The 18734-nt window shown below is 46.5% G+C and carries 20 protein-coding genes; 12 read left to right on the forward strand and 8 right to left on the reverse strand.

From position 1 onward, the window contains the following. The first annotated feature begins 10 nt into the window (after positions 1–10). The 8 genes from ICE90_RS04480 to ICE90_RS04515 all read left to right on the forward strand — a co-directional run bounded on the left by ICE90_RS04480 (position 11) and on the right by ICE90_RS04515 (position 8416). Entirely contained in the window at positions 11–2101 is a 2091-nt protein-coding gene (locus tag ICE90_RS04480) for a 4Fe-4S binding protein (RefSeq protein ID WP_216191134.1), read from the forward strand. After that, entirely contained in the window at positions 2098–2748 is a 651-nt protein-coding gene (locus ICE90_RS04485) for a molecular chaperone (protein WP_216191136.1), read from the forward strand. Before ICE90_RS04480 ends, ICE90_RS04485 begins: the two co-directional genes overlap by 4 nt. A gap of 115 nt (positions 2749–2863) precedes the next feature. After that, a complete protein-coding gene (locus ICE90_RS04490; RefSeq protein WP_215321731.1) occupies positions 2864–3085 on the forward strand; it encodes a formate dehydrogenase in 222 nt (73 codons plus the stop codon). A 54-nt stretch (positions 3086–3139) separates the two neighbouring features. Then, on the forward strand, positions 3140–6118 hold the full coding sequence (locus ICE90_RS04495) for a formate dehydrogenase subunit alpha (protein WP_216191138.1): 2979 nt from the start codon (positions 3140–3142) through the stop codon (positions 6116–6118). A gap of 28 nt (positions 6119–6146) precedes the next feature. Next, a complete protein-coding gene (gene fdh3B / locus ICE90_RS04500; RefSeq protein WP_215321733.1) occupies positions 6147–6803 on the forward strand; it encodes a formate dehydrogenase FDH3 subunit beta in 657 nt (218 codons plus the stop codon). Next, entirely contained in the window at positions 6803–7039 is a 237-nt protein-coding gene (locus ICE90_RS04505; RefSeq protein ID WP_215321734.1) for a hypothetical protein, read from the forward strand. The genes fdh3B and ICE90_RS04505 overlap by 1 nt, the downstream gene beginning before the upstream one ends. 47 nt (positions 7040–7086) lie before the next feature. After that, positions 7087–8142: a formate dehydrogenase subunit gamma gene (locus tag ICE90_RS04510; protein WP_216191140.1), complete on the forward strand. Its 1056-nt coding sequence runs from the start codon at positions 7087–7089 to the stop codon at positions 8140–8142. Between the two features lie 10 nt (positions 8143–8152). After that, the gene (locus ICE90_RS04515) at positions 8153–8416 is read left to right on the forward strand and encodes a hypothetical protein (RefSeq protein WP_216191142.1); all 264 of its coding nucleotides are present in this window, start codon (positions 8153–8155) and stop codon (positions 8414–8416) included. Here ICE90_RS04515 and ICE90_RS04520 read toward each other — a convergent pair whose 3' ends face one another. Together ICE90_RS04520 and ICE90_RS04525 are read right to left on the reverse strand one after the other, a co-directional pair. Then, positions 8417–9124: an ATP-binding cassette domain-containing protein gene (locus ICE90_RS04520; protein ID WP_216191144.1), complete on the reverse strand. Its 708-nt coding sequence runs from the start codon at positions 9122–9124 to the stop codon at positions 8417–8419. Continuing rightward, positions 9117–9812 carry an ABC transporter permease gene (locus ICE90_RS04525; protein WP_216191146.1) on the reverse strand — a complete coding sequence of 232 codons (696 nt, stop codon included), beginning with the start codon at positions 9810–9812 and terminating at the stop codon, positions 9117–9119. Before ICE90_RS04525 ends, ICE90_RS04520 begins: the two co-directional genes overlap by 8 nt. A gap of 105 nt (positions 9813–9917) precedes the next feature. Here ICE90_RS04525 and ICE90_RS04530 point away from each other — a divergent pair, with 105 nt between their 5' ends. From ICE90_RS04530 to cls, 3 genes are read left to right on the forward strand one after another with little or no spacing between them, the layout of a single operon-like run. Further along, positions 9918–10079 (forward strand): hypothetical protein, encoded by a 162-nt coding sequence (locus ICE90_RS04530; protein WP_216191148.1) that lies wholly within the window; start codon positions 9918–9920, stop codon positions 10077–10079. Next, positions 10079–10831 carry an endonuclease/exonuclease/phosphatase family protein gene (locus ICE90_RS04535; RefSeq protein ID WP_216191150.1) on the forward strand — a complete coding sequence of 251 codons (753 nt, stop codon included), beginning with the start codon at positions 10079–10081 and terminating at the stop codon, positions 10829–10831. The genes ICE90_RS04530 and ICE90_RS04535 overlap by 1 nt, the downstream gene beginning before the upstream one ends. Next, a complete protein-coding gene (gene cls / locus ICE90_RS04540; RefSeq protein ID WP_216157189.1) occupies positions 10828–12306 on the forward strand; it encodes a cardiolipin synthase in 1479 nt (492 codons plus the stop codon). The genes ICE90_RS04535 and cls overlap by 4 nt, the downstream gene beginning before the upstream one ends. Here cls and ICE90_RS04545 read toward each other — a convergent pair. After that, on the reverse strand, positions 12303–13487 hold the full coding sequence (locus tag ICE90_RS04545; RefSeq protein ID WP_215321742.1) for a CaiB/BaiF CoA-transferase family protein: 1185 nt from the start codon (positions 13485–13487) through the stop codon (positions 12303–12305). The genes cls and ICE90_RS04545 overlap by 4 nt on opposite strands. Positions 13488–13499: 12 nt before the next feature. Further along, positions 13500–14669 (reverse strand): acyl-CoA dehydrogenase family protein, encoded by a 1170-nt coding sequence (locus ICE90_RS04550; protein WP_215321743.1) that lies wholly within the window; start codon positions 14667–14669, stop codon positions 13500–13502. Positions 14670–14829: 160 nt separating this feature from the next. Here ICE90_RS04550 and ICE90_RS04555 point away from each other — a divergent pair, with 160 nt between their 5' ends. Continuing rightward, entirely contained in the window at positions 14830–15333 is a 504-nt protein-coding gene (locus tag ICE90_RS04555) for a YqaA family protein (RefSeq protein ID WP_215321744.1), read from the forward strand. Here ICE90_RS04555 and ICE90_RS04560 read toward each other — a convergent pair. Genes ICE90_RS04560 through ICE90_RS04575 form a run of 4 tightly spaced genes read right to left on the reverse strand, consistent with a single transcriptional unit; the run spans position 15330 to position 18662 of the window. After that, the gene (locus ICE90_RS04560; protein WP_215321745.1) at positions 15330–16034 is read right to left on the reverse strand and encodes an ABC transporter ATP-binding protein; all 705 of its coding nucleotides are present in this window, start codon (positions 16032–16034) and stop codon (positions 15330–15332) included. The genes ICE90_RS04555 and ICE90_RS04560 overlap by 4 nt on opposite strands. A gap of 14 nt (positions 16035–16048) precedes the next feature. After that, positions 16049–16804: an ABC transporter ATP-binding protein gene (locus tag ICE90_RS04565; RefSeq protein ID WP_216191152.1), complete on the reverse strand. Its 756-nt coding sequence runs from the start codon at positions 16802–16804 to the stop codon at positions 16049–16051. Beyond that, positions 16804–17763 carry a branched-chain amino acid ABC transporter permease gene (locus ICE90_RS04570; protein WP_215321747.1) on the reverse strand — a complete coding sequence of 320 codons (960 nt, stop codon included), beginning with the start codon at positions 17761–17763 and terminating at the stop codon, positions 16804–16806. The genes ICE90_RS04565 and ICE90_RS04570 overlap by 1 nt, the downstream gene beginning before the upstream one ends. Positions 17764–17777: 14 nt before the next feature. Next, positions 17778–18662, reverse strand: a complete 885-nt coding sequence (locus ICE90_RS04575) for a branched-chain amino acid ABC transporter permease (RefSeq protein WP_215321748.1) — start codon at positions 18660–18662, stop codon at positions 17778–17780. Positions 18663–18734 lie beyond the last annotated feature (72 nt).

Raw genomic sequence — 18734 nt, forward strand, 5'->3', positions numbered from 1 at the left:
AAGATAGCGCATGAGTCAAAAATTAGTCTGCAACTGTAATGGCACCATGCCTTTGGATGCAAAAACTATCGGGGTTCCGATTCACCAATCCTTGTGCAGGCAGGAGGTCGGCTCTTTTTTAAAGGCCCTAGATGGCTCTGATTCTCTGGTGATAGCGTGTACGCAAGAGGGCGCACTTTTTAGTGAGCTAGCTGACCAAGCTGAAAAGCCATTGGTTGCGCCACTGCGTTTTGTCAATATTCGTGAAGTAGCTGGTTGGACTCAAGAAGCTAAAACATCCGGCCCTAAAATTGCGGCTCTGTTGGCCTTGGCTGATATGCCAGAGGCTGAACCTGTTCCTGTTGTGAATTACGAAAGCCAGGGTAGGTTGTTAATTATCGGCGCTGGGTCACAAGCCATTCCTTGGGCTGAAAAATTAAGCCCATCTTTGGATGTGTCTGTCTTATGTACACAGCCCGGTGACTTACCGCTGACCCGAAGCTACCCAATCTTTACCGGAGCAGTTACCAAGTTGGATGGTTATTTAGGGAACTTTTCAGTAGATTGGCAGTTGCAAAATCCGATTGACCCAGAGATGTGTACTCGCTGTGGGGCCTGTGTTGAAGTATGTCCTGAGGGAGCCATTAATCTTTCCTTCCAGATTGATTTAGGTAAATGCAAATCCCATCGCGATTGCGTTACTGCATGTGCCGGCATTGGTGCAATATCGTTTGATCGCAAAGAGCGTGAACGTAATTCAGAATTCGATTTAATTTTGGACCTACGTGTAGATCCCAAGATGCGCATGAGCCAAACGCCGCAGGGGTACTTCGCTCCCGGTGTTGATCCCCTTGAGCAGGCGCTGGCAGTTAATCAACTCTCCGAGATGGTGGGGGAGTTTGAAAAGCCCAAATATTTTGCCTATAACGAAAAAATTTGTGCTCATGGCCGCAATGGCAAAGTAGGTTGCAGCGCTTGTATTGATGTTTGTTCAACAGGCGCTATTGGTTCAATCTTTAAAAATGGCCAAGGTTCTGTAGAGGTCAATCCAAATCTTTGTATGGGTTGCGGAGCTTGTGCAACTGCATGCCCTTCCGGTGCAATGCGTTACAACTACCCAAGCGTTGCTCATCAAGGTAAAGAGCTCAAAACGGTAGCGAGCGCCTTTACCGCCGAAGCTAAAAAGATCAATCAGGCGATGGCTCCCAGCTTACTTTTGCATACCCTAAAAGCGGGTACGCAAATGATTGATGGCTTGGGTAGGTCTGCGCATGTCATGCCAAAGCAATTCGAAGGTCTCCCAGCATTTGTGATTCCTTATGGCATTGAGCATATCGCCTCCACTGGCTTGGACTTATGGTTGGGTGCGCTGACGTATGGTTTTGCGGAAGTGACTTTGTTGTTAAGTGGAGACGAGGATCCCGCATATCGTGCAGTACTTGAAGAGCAGGTAGTTTTAGCAAACAGCATTCTCAATGCGTATGGGTTTGACGATCGCGTTCATTTGATCTTGGCTAGTTCTGCTGAAGATATAGCGACTGTTTCTAAGGCAATGGGCATATTGCGTCAGCGTGGATCACTCAGTCCAATCTGTACTCCTGCAAGTATTGGTTTATCAAATCAGAAACGCGAAACGCTTGAGGCAGCTTTAGAGCATTTGCAAAAACAAGCGAAGACTCCGTTGCCGGAGATGGGTGTTGTACTTCCAAAGTCCTCCCTATTGGGTGGTCTAGCAATTAACAAAGATGCTTGCACCTTGTGTATGTCTTGCGTCAGCGGTTGCCCTGAAGGCGCGCTTTTAGACAATCCCGATGAACCCATTCTTTCTTTTATTGAGAAGCAGTGTGTTCAGTGCGGCATCTGTGTGCAAACCTGTCCCGAGAAGGCTTTAACTCTTGCGCCTCGTTTACAAACCGTTGAGCAGCGCAAGCAACGAACCACCCTCAATGAAACCCAGGCATTCCATTGCATCAGCTGCGGCAAGCCTTTTGGAACACTTAAGATGGTTGATTTGATGCTCAGCAAGCTTGGAGCGCATGGTGCTTTTGCTGGGGCTGCAATGGATCGATTGAAGATGTGTAGTGATTGTCGAGTGGTAGATATGGTGAAAAAAGAAACATGAGTGAAATTGCGAAAGAAGCAGCAAAAGAGAATCTATCCGCCGAAGTAGGCGATGTAGGCTTGCCTGAGGATTTGGCTAGGGCCGATTTATATGGCTTGATTGCCCGCTTTTTTCAGATGCCGCCCGATCAAGAGCTTTTGGATCAAATTGCCGCTACCGCTGATCAACAAGATGTTGCTGATGAGGCGCCTTTAGCTAAGGTTTGGATGGATGTAGTAGAGGTCGCTAAAAATAATCCCGCCAAAGCTTGGTATGATGAGTTTGATTTGAATTTCATCAGCGTTGGCAAGCCGAATGTCGTTTTGAATGGCTCCTTTTACATGGCAGGCCATCTAAATGAAAAGCCCTTGGTGAATATTCGCAAGGCTTTAGAGGGTTTTGGGCTTGAGGCCGCAGAAGAGGCGACTGAAACTGAAGACCATATCTCGGCACTCAGTGAGGTCATGCGTTATCTCATTGCGGGGGATGACGTGGAGATCTCAAACCTTACAAATCAAAGGGTTTTTTTCAATGAGCATATTCGTCCCTGGTATGACGAATTTTGCGACGCAATAGAAGGTATTCCTGAAATGCATCTCTATCACCCAATCGCCGCGCTCACTAGAGAATTCCTAGCAATTGAAGGGCAGGGCTTCGACATGATTTGATGTTGCATCGCAATATAAATATTGTCGTAATAACTAATGGTTACACCAATATGTCAAAAATGCGATTTCCTATTACACTTGATACAAATCAAGAATAATCCCATAGGAGCATGCAATGACCACCAAATCCAAGGTTGCTTTAAGCGAAGAAAACAAGCCATCGCGCCGTAAGTTCTTTATTGGTGCAGGCGCTGCAGTTGGGGCCGTTGCCGTAGCGAGCCAAACTCCAGTTGGCAAAGCAGTCATCCAAGAAATTACTGGCGCTAAAGCAGTGCAAGATGTTGGTCAAACGATGACTGCTCACATGCGCAAGTACTACGAATCCACTCTGATTTAACCATCATCGTTTCACTGTTCTAAATAAATAAAAAAACTTTCTCAGGGACATCATATGAGTCTGACTCGTAAATCCAATACCCCACAAAGCAGTCGTTCTACATCGCGCCTGATCGGTAGTCTGTCGCGCGGCTTAAAAGCTGCTGTACCAACGATGGACCGCCGCACTTTCCTCAAGCGCTCAGGTGTGGGAGTTGGTGCTGGTATCGCAGCTAGTCAATTGAGCTTTGTGCAAAAAGCATCTGCTGAGCAAAGCAAGGCAATGCTGGATGGCAAGGGCAAGATTGAAGTTAAAAGATCTATTTGTACTCACTGTTCAGTGGGATGTGCAGTAGATGCCACCGTTGAGAATGGTGTATGGGTCCGTCAAAACCCAGTATTTGATTCCCCAATTAATATGGGTGCTCACTGCGCCAAAGGCGCCGCCTTGCGTGAGCACGGACATGGTGATTACCGTTTGCGTTACCCAATGAAGTTGGTTGATGGAAAGTACCAACGTATTTCTTGGGATCAAGCCTTAACTGAAATTACCGCACAGATGAAGGATATTCGCCAGAAATATTCTCCAGATGCGATGTTCTTCATTGGCTCATCTAAGCACAATAATGAACAGTCTTACTTACTCCGTAAGTGGGTTTCTTTCTTTGGCACAAACAATACAGACCATCAGGCTCGTATTTGTCACTCCACAACAGTAGCCGGTGTTGCAAACACCTGGGGCTATGGTGCGATGACTAATAGTTACAACGACATGATGAATTCCAAGGCTGCTTTGTACATTGGCTCAAATGCGGCTGAGGCACACCCAGTTTCAATGTTGATGCTCTTGCATGCAAAAGAAAATGGATGCAAAGTAATTGTGGTTGATCCACGTTACACCCGTACCGCTGCTAAGTCAGATCAGTACATCCGAATTCGTTCTGGTACTGATATTCCTTTCTTATTCGGCATGCTGTATCACATCTTTAAAAATGGCTGGGAAGATAAGAAGTACATAAACGACCGTGTTTATGGCATGGAAGAGATTCGTAAGGAAGTAATGGAGAAGTGGACTCCAGCTGCAGTTGAGGAGGCTTGTGGTGTGCCTGAGGCTCAAGTTTATCAAGCCGCAAAAACCATGGCCATGAATCGCCCTAGTACCGTTGTGTGGTGTATGGGGCAAACCCAGCACACCATCGGTAATGCGATTGTGCGCGCCTCTTGTATTTTGCAATTAGCTTTAGGTAACGTAGGTAAGTCTGGTGGCGGCACCAATATTTTCCGCGGTCACGATAACGTTCAAGGTGCAACTGACGTGGGTCCTAATCCAGACTCATTGCCTGGCTACTATGGCTTGGCTGCTGGCTCATGGAAACACTTTGCATCGGTTTGGGGCGTTGACTATGAGTGGATTAAAGGCCGTTATGCGCCCGACATGATGGAGAAATCGGGTACTACTGTGTCTCGTTGGGTTGATGCTGTTCTCGAGAAGAATGACATGATCGACCAGCAGACTAACGTAAAAGGCTTGTTCTTCTGGGGTCATGCTCCGAACTCACAAACTCGCGGCCTCGACATGAAGCGTGCTATGGACAAGCTGGATCTCTTGGTGGTCGTTGATCCATATCCAAGTGCTACTGCTGCAATGGCAGCAATGCCTGCTGCAGAAGGTCAAGCGGTTAATAAGAATCGCAATGTGTATTTATTGCCTGCCGCAACGCAGTTTGAAACGTGCGGTTCGGCAACGGCTTCAAACCGTTCAATACAGTGGCGTGAGAAAGTCATCGATCCATTGTTTGAATCTGTTCCTGACCACGTGATCATGCAAGCTTTTGCAGACCGCTTAGGTTTCGGGGAAGAATTATCTAAGAACTATAAGATGCTCAATTCTAAATTTGCTGGTAAGCAATGGAAAGAGCCGCAAATTGAAGACATCTTGCGTGAGATCAATCGCTCATGCTGGACTATTGGTTACACAGGCCAAACTCCTGAGCGCCTTAAGGCTCATATGAGAATGGTGGCAACCTTTGATCCGAAGACCTTGAAGTCTCGCGGTGGTGTTGATCCAGTGACTGGTTATGACACTACTGGTGATTACTATGGCTTGCCTTGGCCTTGCTACGGTACAGCAGCTATTAAGCATCCAGGCTCACCAAATCTGTATGACACAAGTAAGAGTGTTATGGAGGGCGGTGGAAACTTCCGCGCCAACTTCGGCGTTGAGCGTGAAGGCGTCAGCTTGCTTGCTGCAGATGGATCTCACTCTAAGGGCGCCGCAATTACTACTGGCTACCCAGAGTTTGACCACGTGTTTGTGAAGAAATTAGGTTGGTGGGATCAGTTAACTGAAGACGAGAAAAAACTCGCCGAAGGTAAGAATTGGAAGACTGACCTATCTGGTGGTATCCAGCGCGTAGTCATGAAGAATGGCTGTCATCCGTTTGGTAACGCCAAAGCGCGTGCAGTGGTTTGGAACTTCCCAGACCCAGTTCCAATTCACCGTGAAGCGCTCTACAGTACAAACGCTCCAATGATGCGTAAGTACCCAACAGCTGCTGATAAGAAAAACTTCTGGCGCTTGCCAACCCTCTATAAGACTGTTCAAGATCAAAACTTGAATCAGAAGTTATATGAGAAGTTCCCAATCATTTTGACTTCAGGTCGTTTGGTTGAGTATGAAGGCGGTGGTGATGAGACTCGTTCTAATCCATGGTTGGCAGAGCTCCAGCAAGAAAACTTTGTGGAGATTAATCCTAAGGCTGCAGCAGATCGTGGCATTAAGAACTGGGATTACGTTTGGGTGAAATCGCCAACGGGTGCCAAGATTAAGGTGCGCGCATTAGTGACTGAGCGTGTTGATCAAGGAACCGCGTTTGTACCATTCCACTTTGCTGGCTGGTGGCAGGGCGAAAATATTCGGAAGTATTACCCAGAAGGCGCCGCCCCAGTAGTTCAGGGTGAAGCGGTTAATACTGCAACTACTTATGGTTATGACATGGTGACGATGATGCAAGAAACGAAAACCACAATGTGTCAAATCGAGAAATTTGCCTAAGTCAAAAAAATAAGGTCAGGAGAACACAATGGCAAGAATGAAATTTATTTGTGACACGGAGCGATGCATTGAGTGCAATGGTTGTGTCACAGCCTGTAAGAATGAAAACGAAGTGCCTTGGGGTGTTAACCGTCGTCGCGTTGTAACGGTGAATGACGGCATCATTGGTCAAGAAAAATCAGTTTCAGTTGCTTGTATGCACTGTAGCGATGCCCCATGTATGGCCGTATGCCCAGTAGATTGTTTCTACCGCACGGACGAGGGTGTTGTTCTGCACGATAAAGATATCTGTATCGGTTGCGGTTACTGCTCTTTTGCCTGCCCATTTGGCGCGCCTCAGTTCCTCAGCAAGGGTGCTTTCGGCTCCCGCAGCAAAATGGATAAGTGCACATTCTGTAGTGGTGGCCCAGAAGAGAACGGCAGCGTTGCAGAGTTTGAAAAGTATGGCCGTAATCGTTTGGCAGAAGGCAAGTTACCGCTTTGCGCTGAAATGTGTTCTACCAAGGCATTGATTGGCGGCGATAGTGATGTCATTAGCGGCATCTTTAATAATCGCGTTGCTACCCGTGAGAAGAATGGCAAGTATCCAGGATCCAAAGCCTTTGGTTGGAATACTGCTTACGGTGGGCCAGATGTCCCAGCGCCTACACCAACGCCTGCTGCAAAGATTCCAGGAGCTCAATAATGAAAGTCAATTTCAAAACTCTCGGCTTGTGTTTTGCAGTAGCTGCTTTCTTGGGGGCTTGCTCTGAGCCGCCAGAAATTGCTGCTAAAGCTGCTAAGCGTCCAGATGTAGCTCCTTATATGGGCGCTAACGATGGATTTATGACTAAGAATTGGACGCCAGGCAATCTGGCTAGTTGGACCGAGTCAATTGACAAGCGCAATCAAGGTCAAAACGAATACAGTCGCGTTAAGTGATCAACTAAATAACAATAAATAAAACGAAAACGTTTAAGGACATGTGTATGAAACGATCATTTTCTAAAGTTCTACGCACTTTGGTGGTGGCTGTAGGTTTGTCACTAACTCTAGCGAGTGGTATGAGCTTTGCTGAACGTGCACCGATGGCGCCTTTGCCTTCTCCTAGTGGAGTAGACGTGCCTCCTGCATCTGTGCCGGCAAATCCAAACGCTTTGGCCAATGGCACTCAAGCGCAGGCTCAGCCAGCTAATCCATCCATTTTCACGGCGCCAAACAGTGATCCACAAAACTACGTCAGTATTCCGGATAAACAAGCAGGTGTTTTAATCCAGCGTGCTGGTCAAGAATGGCGCGTAATTCGTAACGGCATCATTACTGTATACGGAGGCTGGTTGTTGGCGATTGCCTTCTTTGGCATTATTGCTATGTTCACCATCAAAGGCTCAATCAAACTACACGAGCCATTGTCAGGCATTAAAGTAAAGCGCTTTAGTGCATTGGACCGCATCACTCACTGGGTTATGGCCTTTAGCTTCCTGGCCTTAGCGTTTACTGGTTTGATGATTTTGTATGGCAAATATTTTGTAATGCCATTGATGGGCGGTGTCGCATATGGATCCTTCTTGTTTGTTTGCAAGAATATTCATAATTTTTCCGGCCCATTATTTACCCTAAGCATTGTGATTTTCTTCTTGCTCTTTGTCGGTAAAAATATTCCAGAAAAAGGCGATCTCAATTGGCTGTTAACTTTCGGTGGAATGTTTAGCGGCAAGCATGTGCCTGCTGGCTTTTTCAATATGGGTGAGAAGTTTTGGTTCTGGTTCGGTATGACTTTCTTAGGCCTGGTAATTTCTGCCTCAGGATTTGTGCTCGATATGATTGTGCCGTTTATGCAGATAGAGTACCTGCGCGGCACTATGCAAATTGCCAACATCATTCACAGTAGCGCTGCAATCTTGATGACTACCATGGCGATGGGCCATATTTATATCGGCACCATTGGTATGCAAGGTTCAATCGATGGCATGAAGACCGGCTATGTAGATGCTACTTGGGCTAAAGAGCACCATGAGCTCTGGTATGACAAACTGAATAAATAAGGATAAGGCCATGAAAAGAATCATTGCTCTTACGTTTTGCGCATTTGCTGCCTCCTCAGTACTGGCGACTTTGCCACCATTGAGCCCAGAGGCACAAGAGGCTGCTAATTTGGCTAAAGCTAAAGCCGCTTATGGGGACAAGGTTGGCGCATATAAATTGTGTTTAGTCCAAAATAAGGTGGCAGATCAATTTAAGGTCTCTGGAGCTCCAGCGCCAGCAGCGTGCACTGCACCACCACCATTTACTCCGCCTGTTGCAGCTGTTGCTAAATAATTAGGTGGAAAGTAATTCTTGCCGTAAGTAGCGTTTAGCTGCTGGAGTTTGAGGATTACTAAAGAAGGGGCCTACGGGTCCCTTTTCCTTTATTTCCCCTTGGTCAATGAAGATAATGTACTCAGCTAGTCTTTGTACTTGGGCAAGTTGATGGGATGAAAAAATCACATCTACCCCCTGACGGTCAAATTGACGAATCAGCTCTTCAACCTGTTCGGTAGTCTTGGGGTCGAGATTGGCAGTAGGCTCATCTAGTAGAACCAAATTGGGTTTTTGCAGAATAGCTCTTCCAAGGCAAACCTTTTGTCTTTCGCCTGCGGATAATTTATGCGCTGGGCTCTTAGCTAGCTCGCTTAAGCCTACTTGCTCAATCACAGAGTCTATATCAGCATTCGTAATAGACGCGTCCGCATCACAAACCATTGCGATATTTGTTTTTGCTGAGGCTTTGATCATCGGGGTGTGATGTAAAACCAAAGCCGTTTTTGTTTTAAACGAGTAACTCACTGTTCCGCCATCTGGCTTAACGAGCCCATCTAGAAGTTTCAGAAGAGTAGTTTTGCCAGCGCCATTGGGGCCAATACAAGCAGTAATTCTGTCTGCTGGAATGAGGGCGTGCTGGATATTCAGAATGGTTCTGCCATTGCTTTTGACGATGATGTCTTTGAGCTCAATGAACTTTTCAAAAGTTTCCATTGCATTAACCATAGCGATGCTCCGCAATTTGGCGAACTGCAAAGGTAAATAAATTGGCCAGAAGAACAATGGCGAGCAAGACGATGCCAAGGGCAAGGGCTAAAGGTAGGTCGCCTTTGCTAGTCTCCAGCGCAATCGCAGTTGTCATTGTTCTGGTGGAATGATCAATATTGCCACCAACAATCATGACCGCTCCAACCTCGGATATGGCTCTAGCTAGGCCGGCAAGCACGGCAATGGTCAGCGAGAAGCGGCAATCCCATATCAGCCATTTAATGCGGGAAAGGGGTGGCAATTTAAGGCTCAGAAAGGAATCGCGATGTATTTTCCAGGAGTCCTCCAGGATTTGGCGGCTAAGGGCTGCGATTAAAGGGGTTGTGAGCAATGTTTGAGCCACAGTCATACCCTTTACTGTAAATAGCCAGCCCCACATGCCAAGGGGCCCTGTACGTGACAGCATGAGATATACCAATACGCCAACTATGACTGTAGGCACACCCATGAGGGTGTTCAGGATCACAATGATGGTCCTTTTGCCCGCAAAACGTTCGGTGGCCAGAAGGGCGCCAATCGGTAGACCCAAAAGCGTTCCAATCAGAAGGGCGGTAAGGCTGACCTGTAGAGAAACCCAGACGATCCCCATTACACCGCCATCGAGGTGGGCTAACAAGGAAAGGGCATCTTGAAAAGCTTTTAACATGCGCCTGATTCTATCAAGGCAATGGCAAAATGACTGTAATGAAATTGATTTCCCTATTTTTGACCTATGGCTGAAGTGGTGTGCCTCTGCAATGAGGTCCTCGACGTGGATTTGCGCGAATATTTAGATACTCACCCGATAGACTCGATTGACGAGTTGCGGGAGCGGGCATCCATTTGCAATAAATGCATGCAGTGTCAAGATTTAGTCGAGAGCGAAATCTACTTGGCGCGCGTTCGACGTCAACGTGCCGCAGGTCAGTTTTAATGAGTCCTAATAAAACTTCTCGTTTCACGGTGCTGAGTATGAATGTCCATAAGGGGGTATCTCCCTTACATAGACATTCCACGATTTACCAGCTGCGAGAAAAAATGCGTAGTCATCACCCAGATCTACTTTTCTTACAGGAGCTGCAACAGGAGCATCGGGGTAGAGTGCGTCGCTTTAGCCAATGGCCGTTAACAGAGTTGACCCACTTTCTTTCGGAAGACTTTTGGCGCGATTGGCATTATGGGAAAAATGTCGAGTATCGCGATGGGCATCATGGTAATGCCATCCTCTCTAAGCACCCTCAACAAAAAGGAAATAACTACGATATTTCAGCATATCGTTTTGAGAGTCGTGGCCTGCTACATAGCGTTACTACTTTGGATGGCATGGATCAACCGATTCATTGTTTCTGTGTGCATTTGGCGCTTTTCGAGCGGGGCAGAGAGCGACAGTTGGAGGCTATCATTGGGTATATCCAGGAACTCACTCAAAATGGACCTACGATCGTGGCTGGAGACTTCAATGATTGGCGCAATCGTGTGAGCGCTCCCATGAAGGCTGCCGGCTTTGATGAAGTATTTGAATTGCTGACTGGCTCTCCAGCAAAAACGTTTCCTAGTATGAAGCCATTGCTTTCAATGGATAGGATTTATGTTCGAGGAATAAAAGTACATTCAGCGGAAATTTTGTATGAATGGTTAAAGCTATCAGATCACCTAGGTATTACTGCTGAATTGGAACTTGAATGAATGACTTCTTAGGATTTTTTATTAATACACAATCTACATTTAATTTGAGATTGATTTTATTAATCCATTTCTCATTTGTAACGTATTTTATTTTCCTTATTATTTCTGTAAGAAGACCTGTTGGCGTAGCTTTTGCGTGGATATTTATTGTGATGACGTTCCCTCTATTGGGAATAAGTTTGTATATTTTGATTGGTGAGCGCCCAGTTGGAAGAGTCTTGACTCGAAAAATTATTCGGATGAATCGCGAATACCAGGAAACTACTGAGCTGATGAGGAAGCAATTTATTGGCGATAGAGAGAAATTGCCAATGGAAGGTAGGGCCTTGAGTCTGCTTGCAGAATCTAAGAACGGCTCACCCGTGGTTGCTGGCAATAAGATTAAATTGCACACAGAATCATTAAAAATTCTACAAAATTTCATTGATGAAATTAACTCAGCCAAGAAAAGCCTCCATTTAGAGTTCTATATCTGGGCATTGGGCGGTGATGCGGATCGGGTTTGCGAGGCTTTGATAGCCGCAGCCAAGCGTGGTGTTGCATGCCGTGTTTTGTTGGACTCACTCGGAAGTAAAGATTGGTTTAAGTCTGCTTGGCCCAAACGTTTTAAAGCGGCTGGCATTCAAGTCACTGAGGCATTGCCGATTCAGATTGGCCGCTTCCAGTTCCGCCGTGCAGATCTGCGCTTGCATCGAAAAATATTTGTGGTGGACGGATCCGTGGTGTGGACTGGCAGTATGAATATGGTCGACCCTCGTACTTTTAAGCAGGACTCTGGAGTGGGAGAGTGGGTTGATGCCATGGTGCGCATTGAAGGTCCAGTTGCATCTCAGTTTGAACTCACGTTTTCTTTTGACTGGAGTGTTGATAACCCTAAAATTACCCACTTCAATGATCGCGAGCTACCAGTATCGCCACATGAGGGTGGCGTTTTAGCTCAGGAGTTTTCATCTGGCCCGGTATACCGAGACGATATTCTTTATCAAGTGCTCTTGTCAGCCATTATGGATGCTAGACAAGAGTTAACCATTACTACGCCATACTTTGGCCCAGATGATGGCTTGCTTCAGGCATTGATGGCGGCTTCAGCCCGTGGAGTAAAGGTTACCCTGATCGTCCCTAAGTTAAATGATTCCAAATTGGTCGCCTGGAGTAGCAGAAGTTTCTATGGTGATTTAATGAATGCAGGCGTCAAAATCGCAGAGTTCCATGGAGGCCTCTTGCATACCAAGAGTTTGTTGATTGATAGGCGGATTGCAATCTTTGGTTCAGTGAATTTTGATCAACGTAGTTTGCGTCTGAACTTTGAAATTAGCTTAATTGTGTATAACGATGACTTCTGCGCCAATCTTGGGAAGCTGATTGCGTCCTACTTAGAGCAATCAGATTATGTTGATCCTAAGGCCTGGGCAAAGCGCCCGCGCTGGCATCGTTATCTCGAAAACGCAGCGCATCTTACTTCACCACTGCTTTAAATCGCGCCGCTTGCCTTCATGCTAGCAATGTCAGACTCTCCCAACCCTAATTCTTTAAGAATGGAGTCGGTATGATCTCCAATCGCAGGGATGGGGTCCATACGATAGTCATAGCTGCTATTTAATCCTGGGGGCAGCAAGGCAGCAATCGCACCGTTGGGGGTATCCACCTGGGTCCAACGATTGCGCGCTTTAAACTGCTCATGCTTCCAAAGACCCTCCATATCATTAAGGTGGGCATTTGCAATCTGCGCTTTTTCTAGTCTTGCAATTAATTGCTCGGAAGTAAGGCCGCCAAAGCAAGTGTCAATAATATCTAAAAGTTCTGCGCGCTTTTCATTGCGCTTGAAGTTACGATCAAAGCGTTCATCTTGGGCAAGTGCAGGGTTTTCTAAAACGGTTTCGCAAAACTGCACCCACTCACGTTCATTCTGTAAGCCGAGCATGACTGTCTTACCATCGCCTGCCTTAAAGGGGCCGTATGGATAGATGGTGGCGTGAGAGGCGCCATTGCGCGGTGGCGGTTCTGCACCTTTGTAGGCGTAATACAGAGGAAAGCTCATCCATTCGGTAAGAGACTCGAGCATAGAGATATCGATGACCGAGCCTTTACCTGTTTTTCCTCTTTGCAAGAGAGCGGCTAAGATATTGGTATAGGCATACATGCCGGCAGCAATGTCAGCAATGGAATTTCCAGCCTTGCTAGGGTTTTCAGGCGTTCCGGTAATCGACAAGAATCCTGCTTCACTCTGAATAAGTAAGTCGTAGGCTTTCTTATCTCGATAAGGGCCGTCACTACCATAGCCCGAGATATCGCACAAAATCAGTTTTGGATTATCTTTCTGCAAAATCTCAGCTGTGAGTCCCATACGTGCAGCAGCACCTGGCGCCAGGTTTTGCACTAAGACATCGGCGGTCTTCAACAAAGTCTTGAGTGCTGCAATTGCTGATGGCTGCTTAAGATCTAGGGTCAAACTTTCCTTAGAGCGATTGACCCATACAAAGTGAGAGCAGAGTCCATCTACTTGGGTGTCATAACCCCTCGCAAAGTCACCGCCGCCAGGCCTCTCAACTTTAATGACTCGTGCGCCTAAGTCCGCTAATTGGCGCGTACAGAAAGGTGCGGCAATAGCATGCTCTAAAGAAACAACAGTAATACCATCCAGTGGGCGAATGCTCATATCAACGTCTTCCTAGAAGGATCTTGGGAGACCAAGAACATGTTCAGCAATATAGGAGTAAATTAAATTCGTTGAAATAGGCGCCACTTGGTAAAGGCGAGTTTCTCTAAATTTACGTTCAACATCGTATTCATTGGCAAAGCCAAAGCCACCATGAGTTTGCAAGCAGACATTTGCTGCTTCCCATGAGGCTTTTGCGGCTAGGTATTTCGCCATATTAGCTTCTGGGCCACAGGGTTGGTGATTGTCAAATAACTCACAAGCTTTAAAGCGCATGAGATTTGCGGCTTCGGTTTCAATATAGCTATCAGCAATCGGAAATTGAATCCCTTGGTTTTTACCTATTGGGCGATCAAAAACGACTCGGTCATTGGCATAGCGACGGGCGCGATCAATAAACCAGTACGCATCACCAATGCATTCAGCAGCGATCAAGACTCGCTCGGCATTTAAGCCATCCAAAATGTATTTAAATCCTTGGCCTTCGGTACCAATCAGATTCTCTGCGGGGATTTCTAGGTTATCGAAGAACACTTCGTTAGTTTCGTGGTTCACCATGTTAGCAATGGGTCGCACTTCCATGCCTTTGCCAATGGCGTCAGCGAGATTGACGATAAAGATCGACATGCCTTCTGACTTGCGTTGTACTTCACTAAGTGGAGTAGTGCGCGCCAGCAAAATCATTAAGTCAGAGTGTTGAATTCTGGAGATCCACACCTTTTGACCATTGACTACATACTTATCACCTTTTTTAACTGCCGTCGTTTTCAGTTTAGTGGTGTCGGTACCAGTGGTTGGTTCGGTAACGGCCATGCTTTGAAGGCGAAGTTCTCCCGAAGCAATTTTGGGAAGATACATTTTTTTCTGCGCGTCTGAGCCATGGCGAAGTAGGGTACCCATGTTGTACATCTGCCCGTGACATGAGCCTGAGTTACCCCCAGAAAAATTAATCTCTTCCATAATTACTGAGGCTTCAGCAAGGCCTAAGCCGGAGCCACCATATTCTTCCGGAATTAAGGCGGCCAGCCAGCCAGCCTTAGTCATCGCATCCACAAAAGCCTCTGGATAACCTCGTTCGTGATCAATCTTTTGCCAATAGGCAGAATCAAAAGAGCCACAGAGATCTCGCAATGCTTCACGCATTTCTTGGTATTGGTCTGGCTTAGGAATAGGGTGATTCATAAAAGTCTCAATTTATAGGTTTTATGGTTTATTTGCTGATTTGGGTACTAGTTTAAGCAAGATTTGAAAATCTTGGAGATTGCTTAAAACAAGGCAAAATAGACTTCATGAGATCTAAAAAAATTCACTCGTATGGCAGCTCCTTAGAGGCCATGACTTAATGGACACGGTATTCGAGCATTTTTTTGGGTGGTTTGAAATGCCTTCTGTTGGCTTGCCGGCAGTATTTATCAGCGCGTTTATTTCCGCAACATTAATACCGGCTGGTTCCGAACCTATTCTGTTTGGCTATATCACTCTTAACCCCCACTTATTTTGGGCGGCGATTGCAGTTGCCACGGTTGGCAATACATTAGGGGGGATGCTAGATTGGTGGCTGGGGGTGATAGCACGCAATAGCTTTAAGGTAATGGATGAGCCCCGCAATACCCGCCTAAAGCGTTGGCTTGAAGAGTGGGGGCCTAAGTTGTTGTTGCTGTCTTGGTTGCCTGTATTGGGTGACCCCTTATGTCTAGCGGCGGGATGGTTAAAGCTCCCGTGGCAGCCATGTCTGATTTACATGTTTATCGGTAAGCTCTTGCGCTTTATTACGATTACCTGGTTACTTACTTTGGTCCCTGAAAGTTTTTGGCACCAGCTAGGTCACTGGCTTCATCTCATCTAAACGGCGCAATACTTCTGCTGAACCTCGTCATTGTTTAAGAGGTTCTGAGCAGTGTCATGAAAAACAATCTCGCCTTGATCAAGAATATAGGCGCGATCAGAAATTTTCAAAGCTTGTTGTACGTTTTGCTCCACCAGTAGAATGGTTAGACCTTCTTGCTTTAGTTTTGCAAAGAGCTCAAACATCTCTTCAACCAAGACCGGCATGATGCCTTCTGAGGGTTCGTCGAGCAGAATGACTTTAGGCTTACCAATCATGGCTCTGGCAATAGCCAACATTTGTTGCTCGCCACCAGACATTGATGTGCCGTCTTGATGTAAGCGCTCTTTTAGTCTGGGGAAGGTTTCAGCAATCTCATCAACTAATGCACTCATGTCACCTGAGTTCTTCTTGGCGATCACCCCAAGCTCTAAGTTTTCTTTAACAGTCAGCCCGGGAACGATACGGCGATCCTCTGGAACATATGCCAGACCTAAATGAAAGCGCTCGTGAGCAGGTAAATCTAAAAATGAAGTGCCATCAATGGATGCTTTACCTTGGCGTTTAGATAACAGGCCCATCAGAGACCGTAGGGTAGTGGTTTTGCCGGCACCATTGCGGCCCATCAAAGTAACGATCTCACCTTTGTTCACCTCAAGTGAGATGCCTTGCAATACGTGACTACGGTCATACCAAGCGTTTAAGTTTTCTACACGCAACATAGTTTGCTTTCTGATTAACCTTGACCTAGGTACACACGACGTACCTCTGCATTATTTTGGATTTCTTCTGGAGCGCCTTCTGCCAAGAACTCGCCATGGTGCAGTACGATGATGCGCTTACAAAGGCCCATGATAAGTTTCATCTTGTGTTCAACCAAAATAACCGTGCGCTCACTAGCAAGTGTACGAATCAATTCCATCATGACCAAAGTTTCTTCTGGAGACATGCCGGCAGTGGGTTCATCTAGCAATAGAAGGCTGGGGTTGCAGGCCAATGCCATCGCAATTTCCAGGGCGCGCTGTTGGCCATGCGCTAAGTCACCCGTCTTCTTATTGCGTAAGTGCTCTAGATTAACTCGATGCAGTAATTCATCGGCGATCTCAATTGGCTTGGGATAGCTTTGGGCGTTACGGAGGAAGTTGTAGCGCGCCGTTTCCATCTGTGCTGCTACGCGAACATTCTCGTGAACGCTGAGCTGCTTAAAGACATTGGTAATTTGAAAGCTTTTAGAGATTCCAATTCGAGCAAATTCATGCTGCTGCATACCAGTGATATCTTTGCCATTAAATAGAATTTGACCGCTTGTTGGAGGGAATGCGCCACTCAAGACATTGAAGAAGGTGCTTTTGCCTGCGCCATTAGGGCCAATAATGGCCGTAAGTGTTCCAGGCATAAAGCAAGTAGACACATCCTGCAAAGCTTTGAACTTACCAAAGCTCTTACTAACGTGACGTGCTTCAAGAATAGGGGTTGTAGTTGCGCTATTCATTATTTCGAATCCTGATTAATTTGTAGCTTGCTCAGAATGGTTCCCCAAATGCCTTTAGGGAAGAACAGCACAAAGAACATGAACACTAAACCAACAACAGCCATCCAATGCTTGGTGAAGGTGGTGACCACGTCTTCCAAGTAGAGCATGACTGCTGCGCCGATAAATGGACCAAAGAAGGTGCCCATTCCACCGAGAATGCTCATCATGACTGCCTGACCAGACTGCAGATAGTGCAGAGAATCAATTGGCACGATAGAGAGGTGGAGGGCGCGCAATGAGCCTGCTAAGCCACAAATCGCCGCTGACAATACGAAAACCAATAGTTTGGTACGGGCTACATCAAATCCACAAGCTGCTGCGCGCTTCTCATTCTCGCGAATCGCTTCCATTACGGCACCTAAAGGTGAGCTTAGGATACGGGAAATAAGCCAAATGGCAATCACTACAAAGAAAAGAATAATGTAGTACTTGATCAATGGATTTAAGAAGTCGACTGGGATGCCTAAAATGTTGAATTCATCTACGCGGACACCTCGTAAACCATTCTCACCACCAGTAAGGCTCTCTGCCTTATAGAAGATGTAGTACACAATTTGACCAAGCGCTAAGGTCACCATGGAGAAGTAGATGCCACGAGTGCGAATGGCCAGGTAGCCCATGATGAGGCCGCCAAGAGCGGCGCCAATGACGCCAACCAGAATGGCGGCGCCCCAAGGTAAACCATAGTGAACAATGGCTATGCCGGTGATATAGCTACCAATGCCTAGGAAGGCTGCATGACCAAAAGATAGTAGGCCCATGTAACCAAACAGCAAGTTAAAGCCCATGGCGAATAAACCAAAGATCAAAATATTGATCGCCAAGGCTTCATACGGCATGATGAATGGAAAGATTGCTAAGAACAGCATGCAAGCTAGTACGCGATGACGTGCAATGAGTTGGAAAAATGAATTCATAAATATTCGGAGCCTTAGCCCATTGCTCCTGCTTTGCCAAATAAACCTTGTGGGCGAATTAACAGCACTACAGCCATCAGTACAAAAATGGAAAGTTCTGCTAAGTCGGGGAAGAAGAGGGAGGTCATGCTGTAGACCACACCCACTAACAAGCCAGCCAGCACTGCGCCGACTGGAGAGCCCATGCCGCCTACAACGGTCACCACAAAAGATTCCGCCAGAATGGGAATACCCATCTCTGGATTGACTGAGCGTGTTGGTGAGGCAAGAATTCCTGAAAGACCGGCAATTGCGCAACCCAACCCAAAAACCAAAAGCCAAACCTTAGCAATATCGATGCCTAAGACCTTCACAATTTCTTGGTCGGCAGCGCCGGCTTTAATGATGAGGCCATAACGCGTCTTTTGAATGAAGAACCAAACACCCAAAATGACGACTGCAGTAGCCGCAATGAGGAAGAGGCGATATTTAGGGAAATAACCAATGCCTACATTCACTGTTCCGCCAAGACCCTCTGGGGTAACTGACGGAAGGCCTTCGATGCCAAAGGTTATACGTATAACTTCGATCAAAACATAAGAAAGACCAAAGGTAAGAAGAAGGGGGTAATCGAGACCGCGACCATAGAGCGGCCTAACTAAGAAACGCTCGGTTACAAGACCAATACAGCCTGTTATTAGGGGTGTTAGTGCCAGACTGAACCAAAAGCTTCCGGTGATACCCAGGAAGTAGACGCCTAAAAATGCACCCACCATAAAGAAGGCGCCATGTGCAAAGTTCACCACGTTCAGCATGCCAAAAATGAGACATAGGCCAAGGGCTAGAAGTGCATAAATACTGCCTAAGGCGATACCTGTAAGCAATTGCATGCAGAGAAGTTCGAATGTAAGACCGGTCATAAATGTACTCAGAAAAAACTCCCCTCCACCAAGTGGTTTTGAGGAGTGAATCAGGGTGAATTAGAAATTCAC

It is taken from the genome of Polynucleobacter sp. AP-RePozz3-80-G7 (genome assembly GCF_018882145.1).
In the GTDB taxonomy this organism is placed as follows: Bacteria; Pseudomonadota; Gammaproteobacteria; order Burkholderiales; family Burkholderiaceae; genus Polynucleobacter.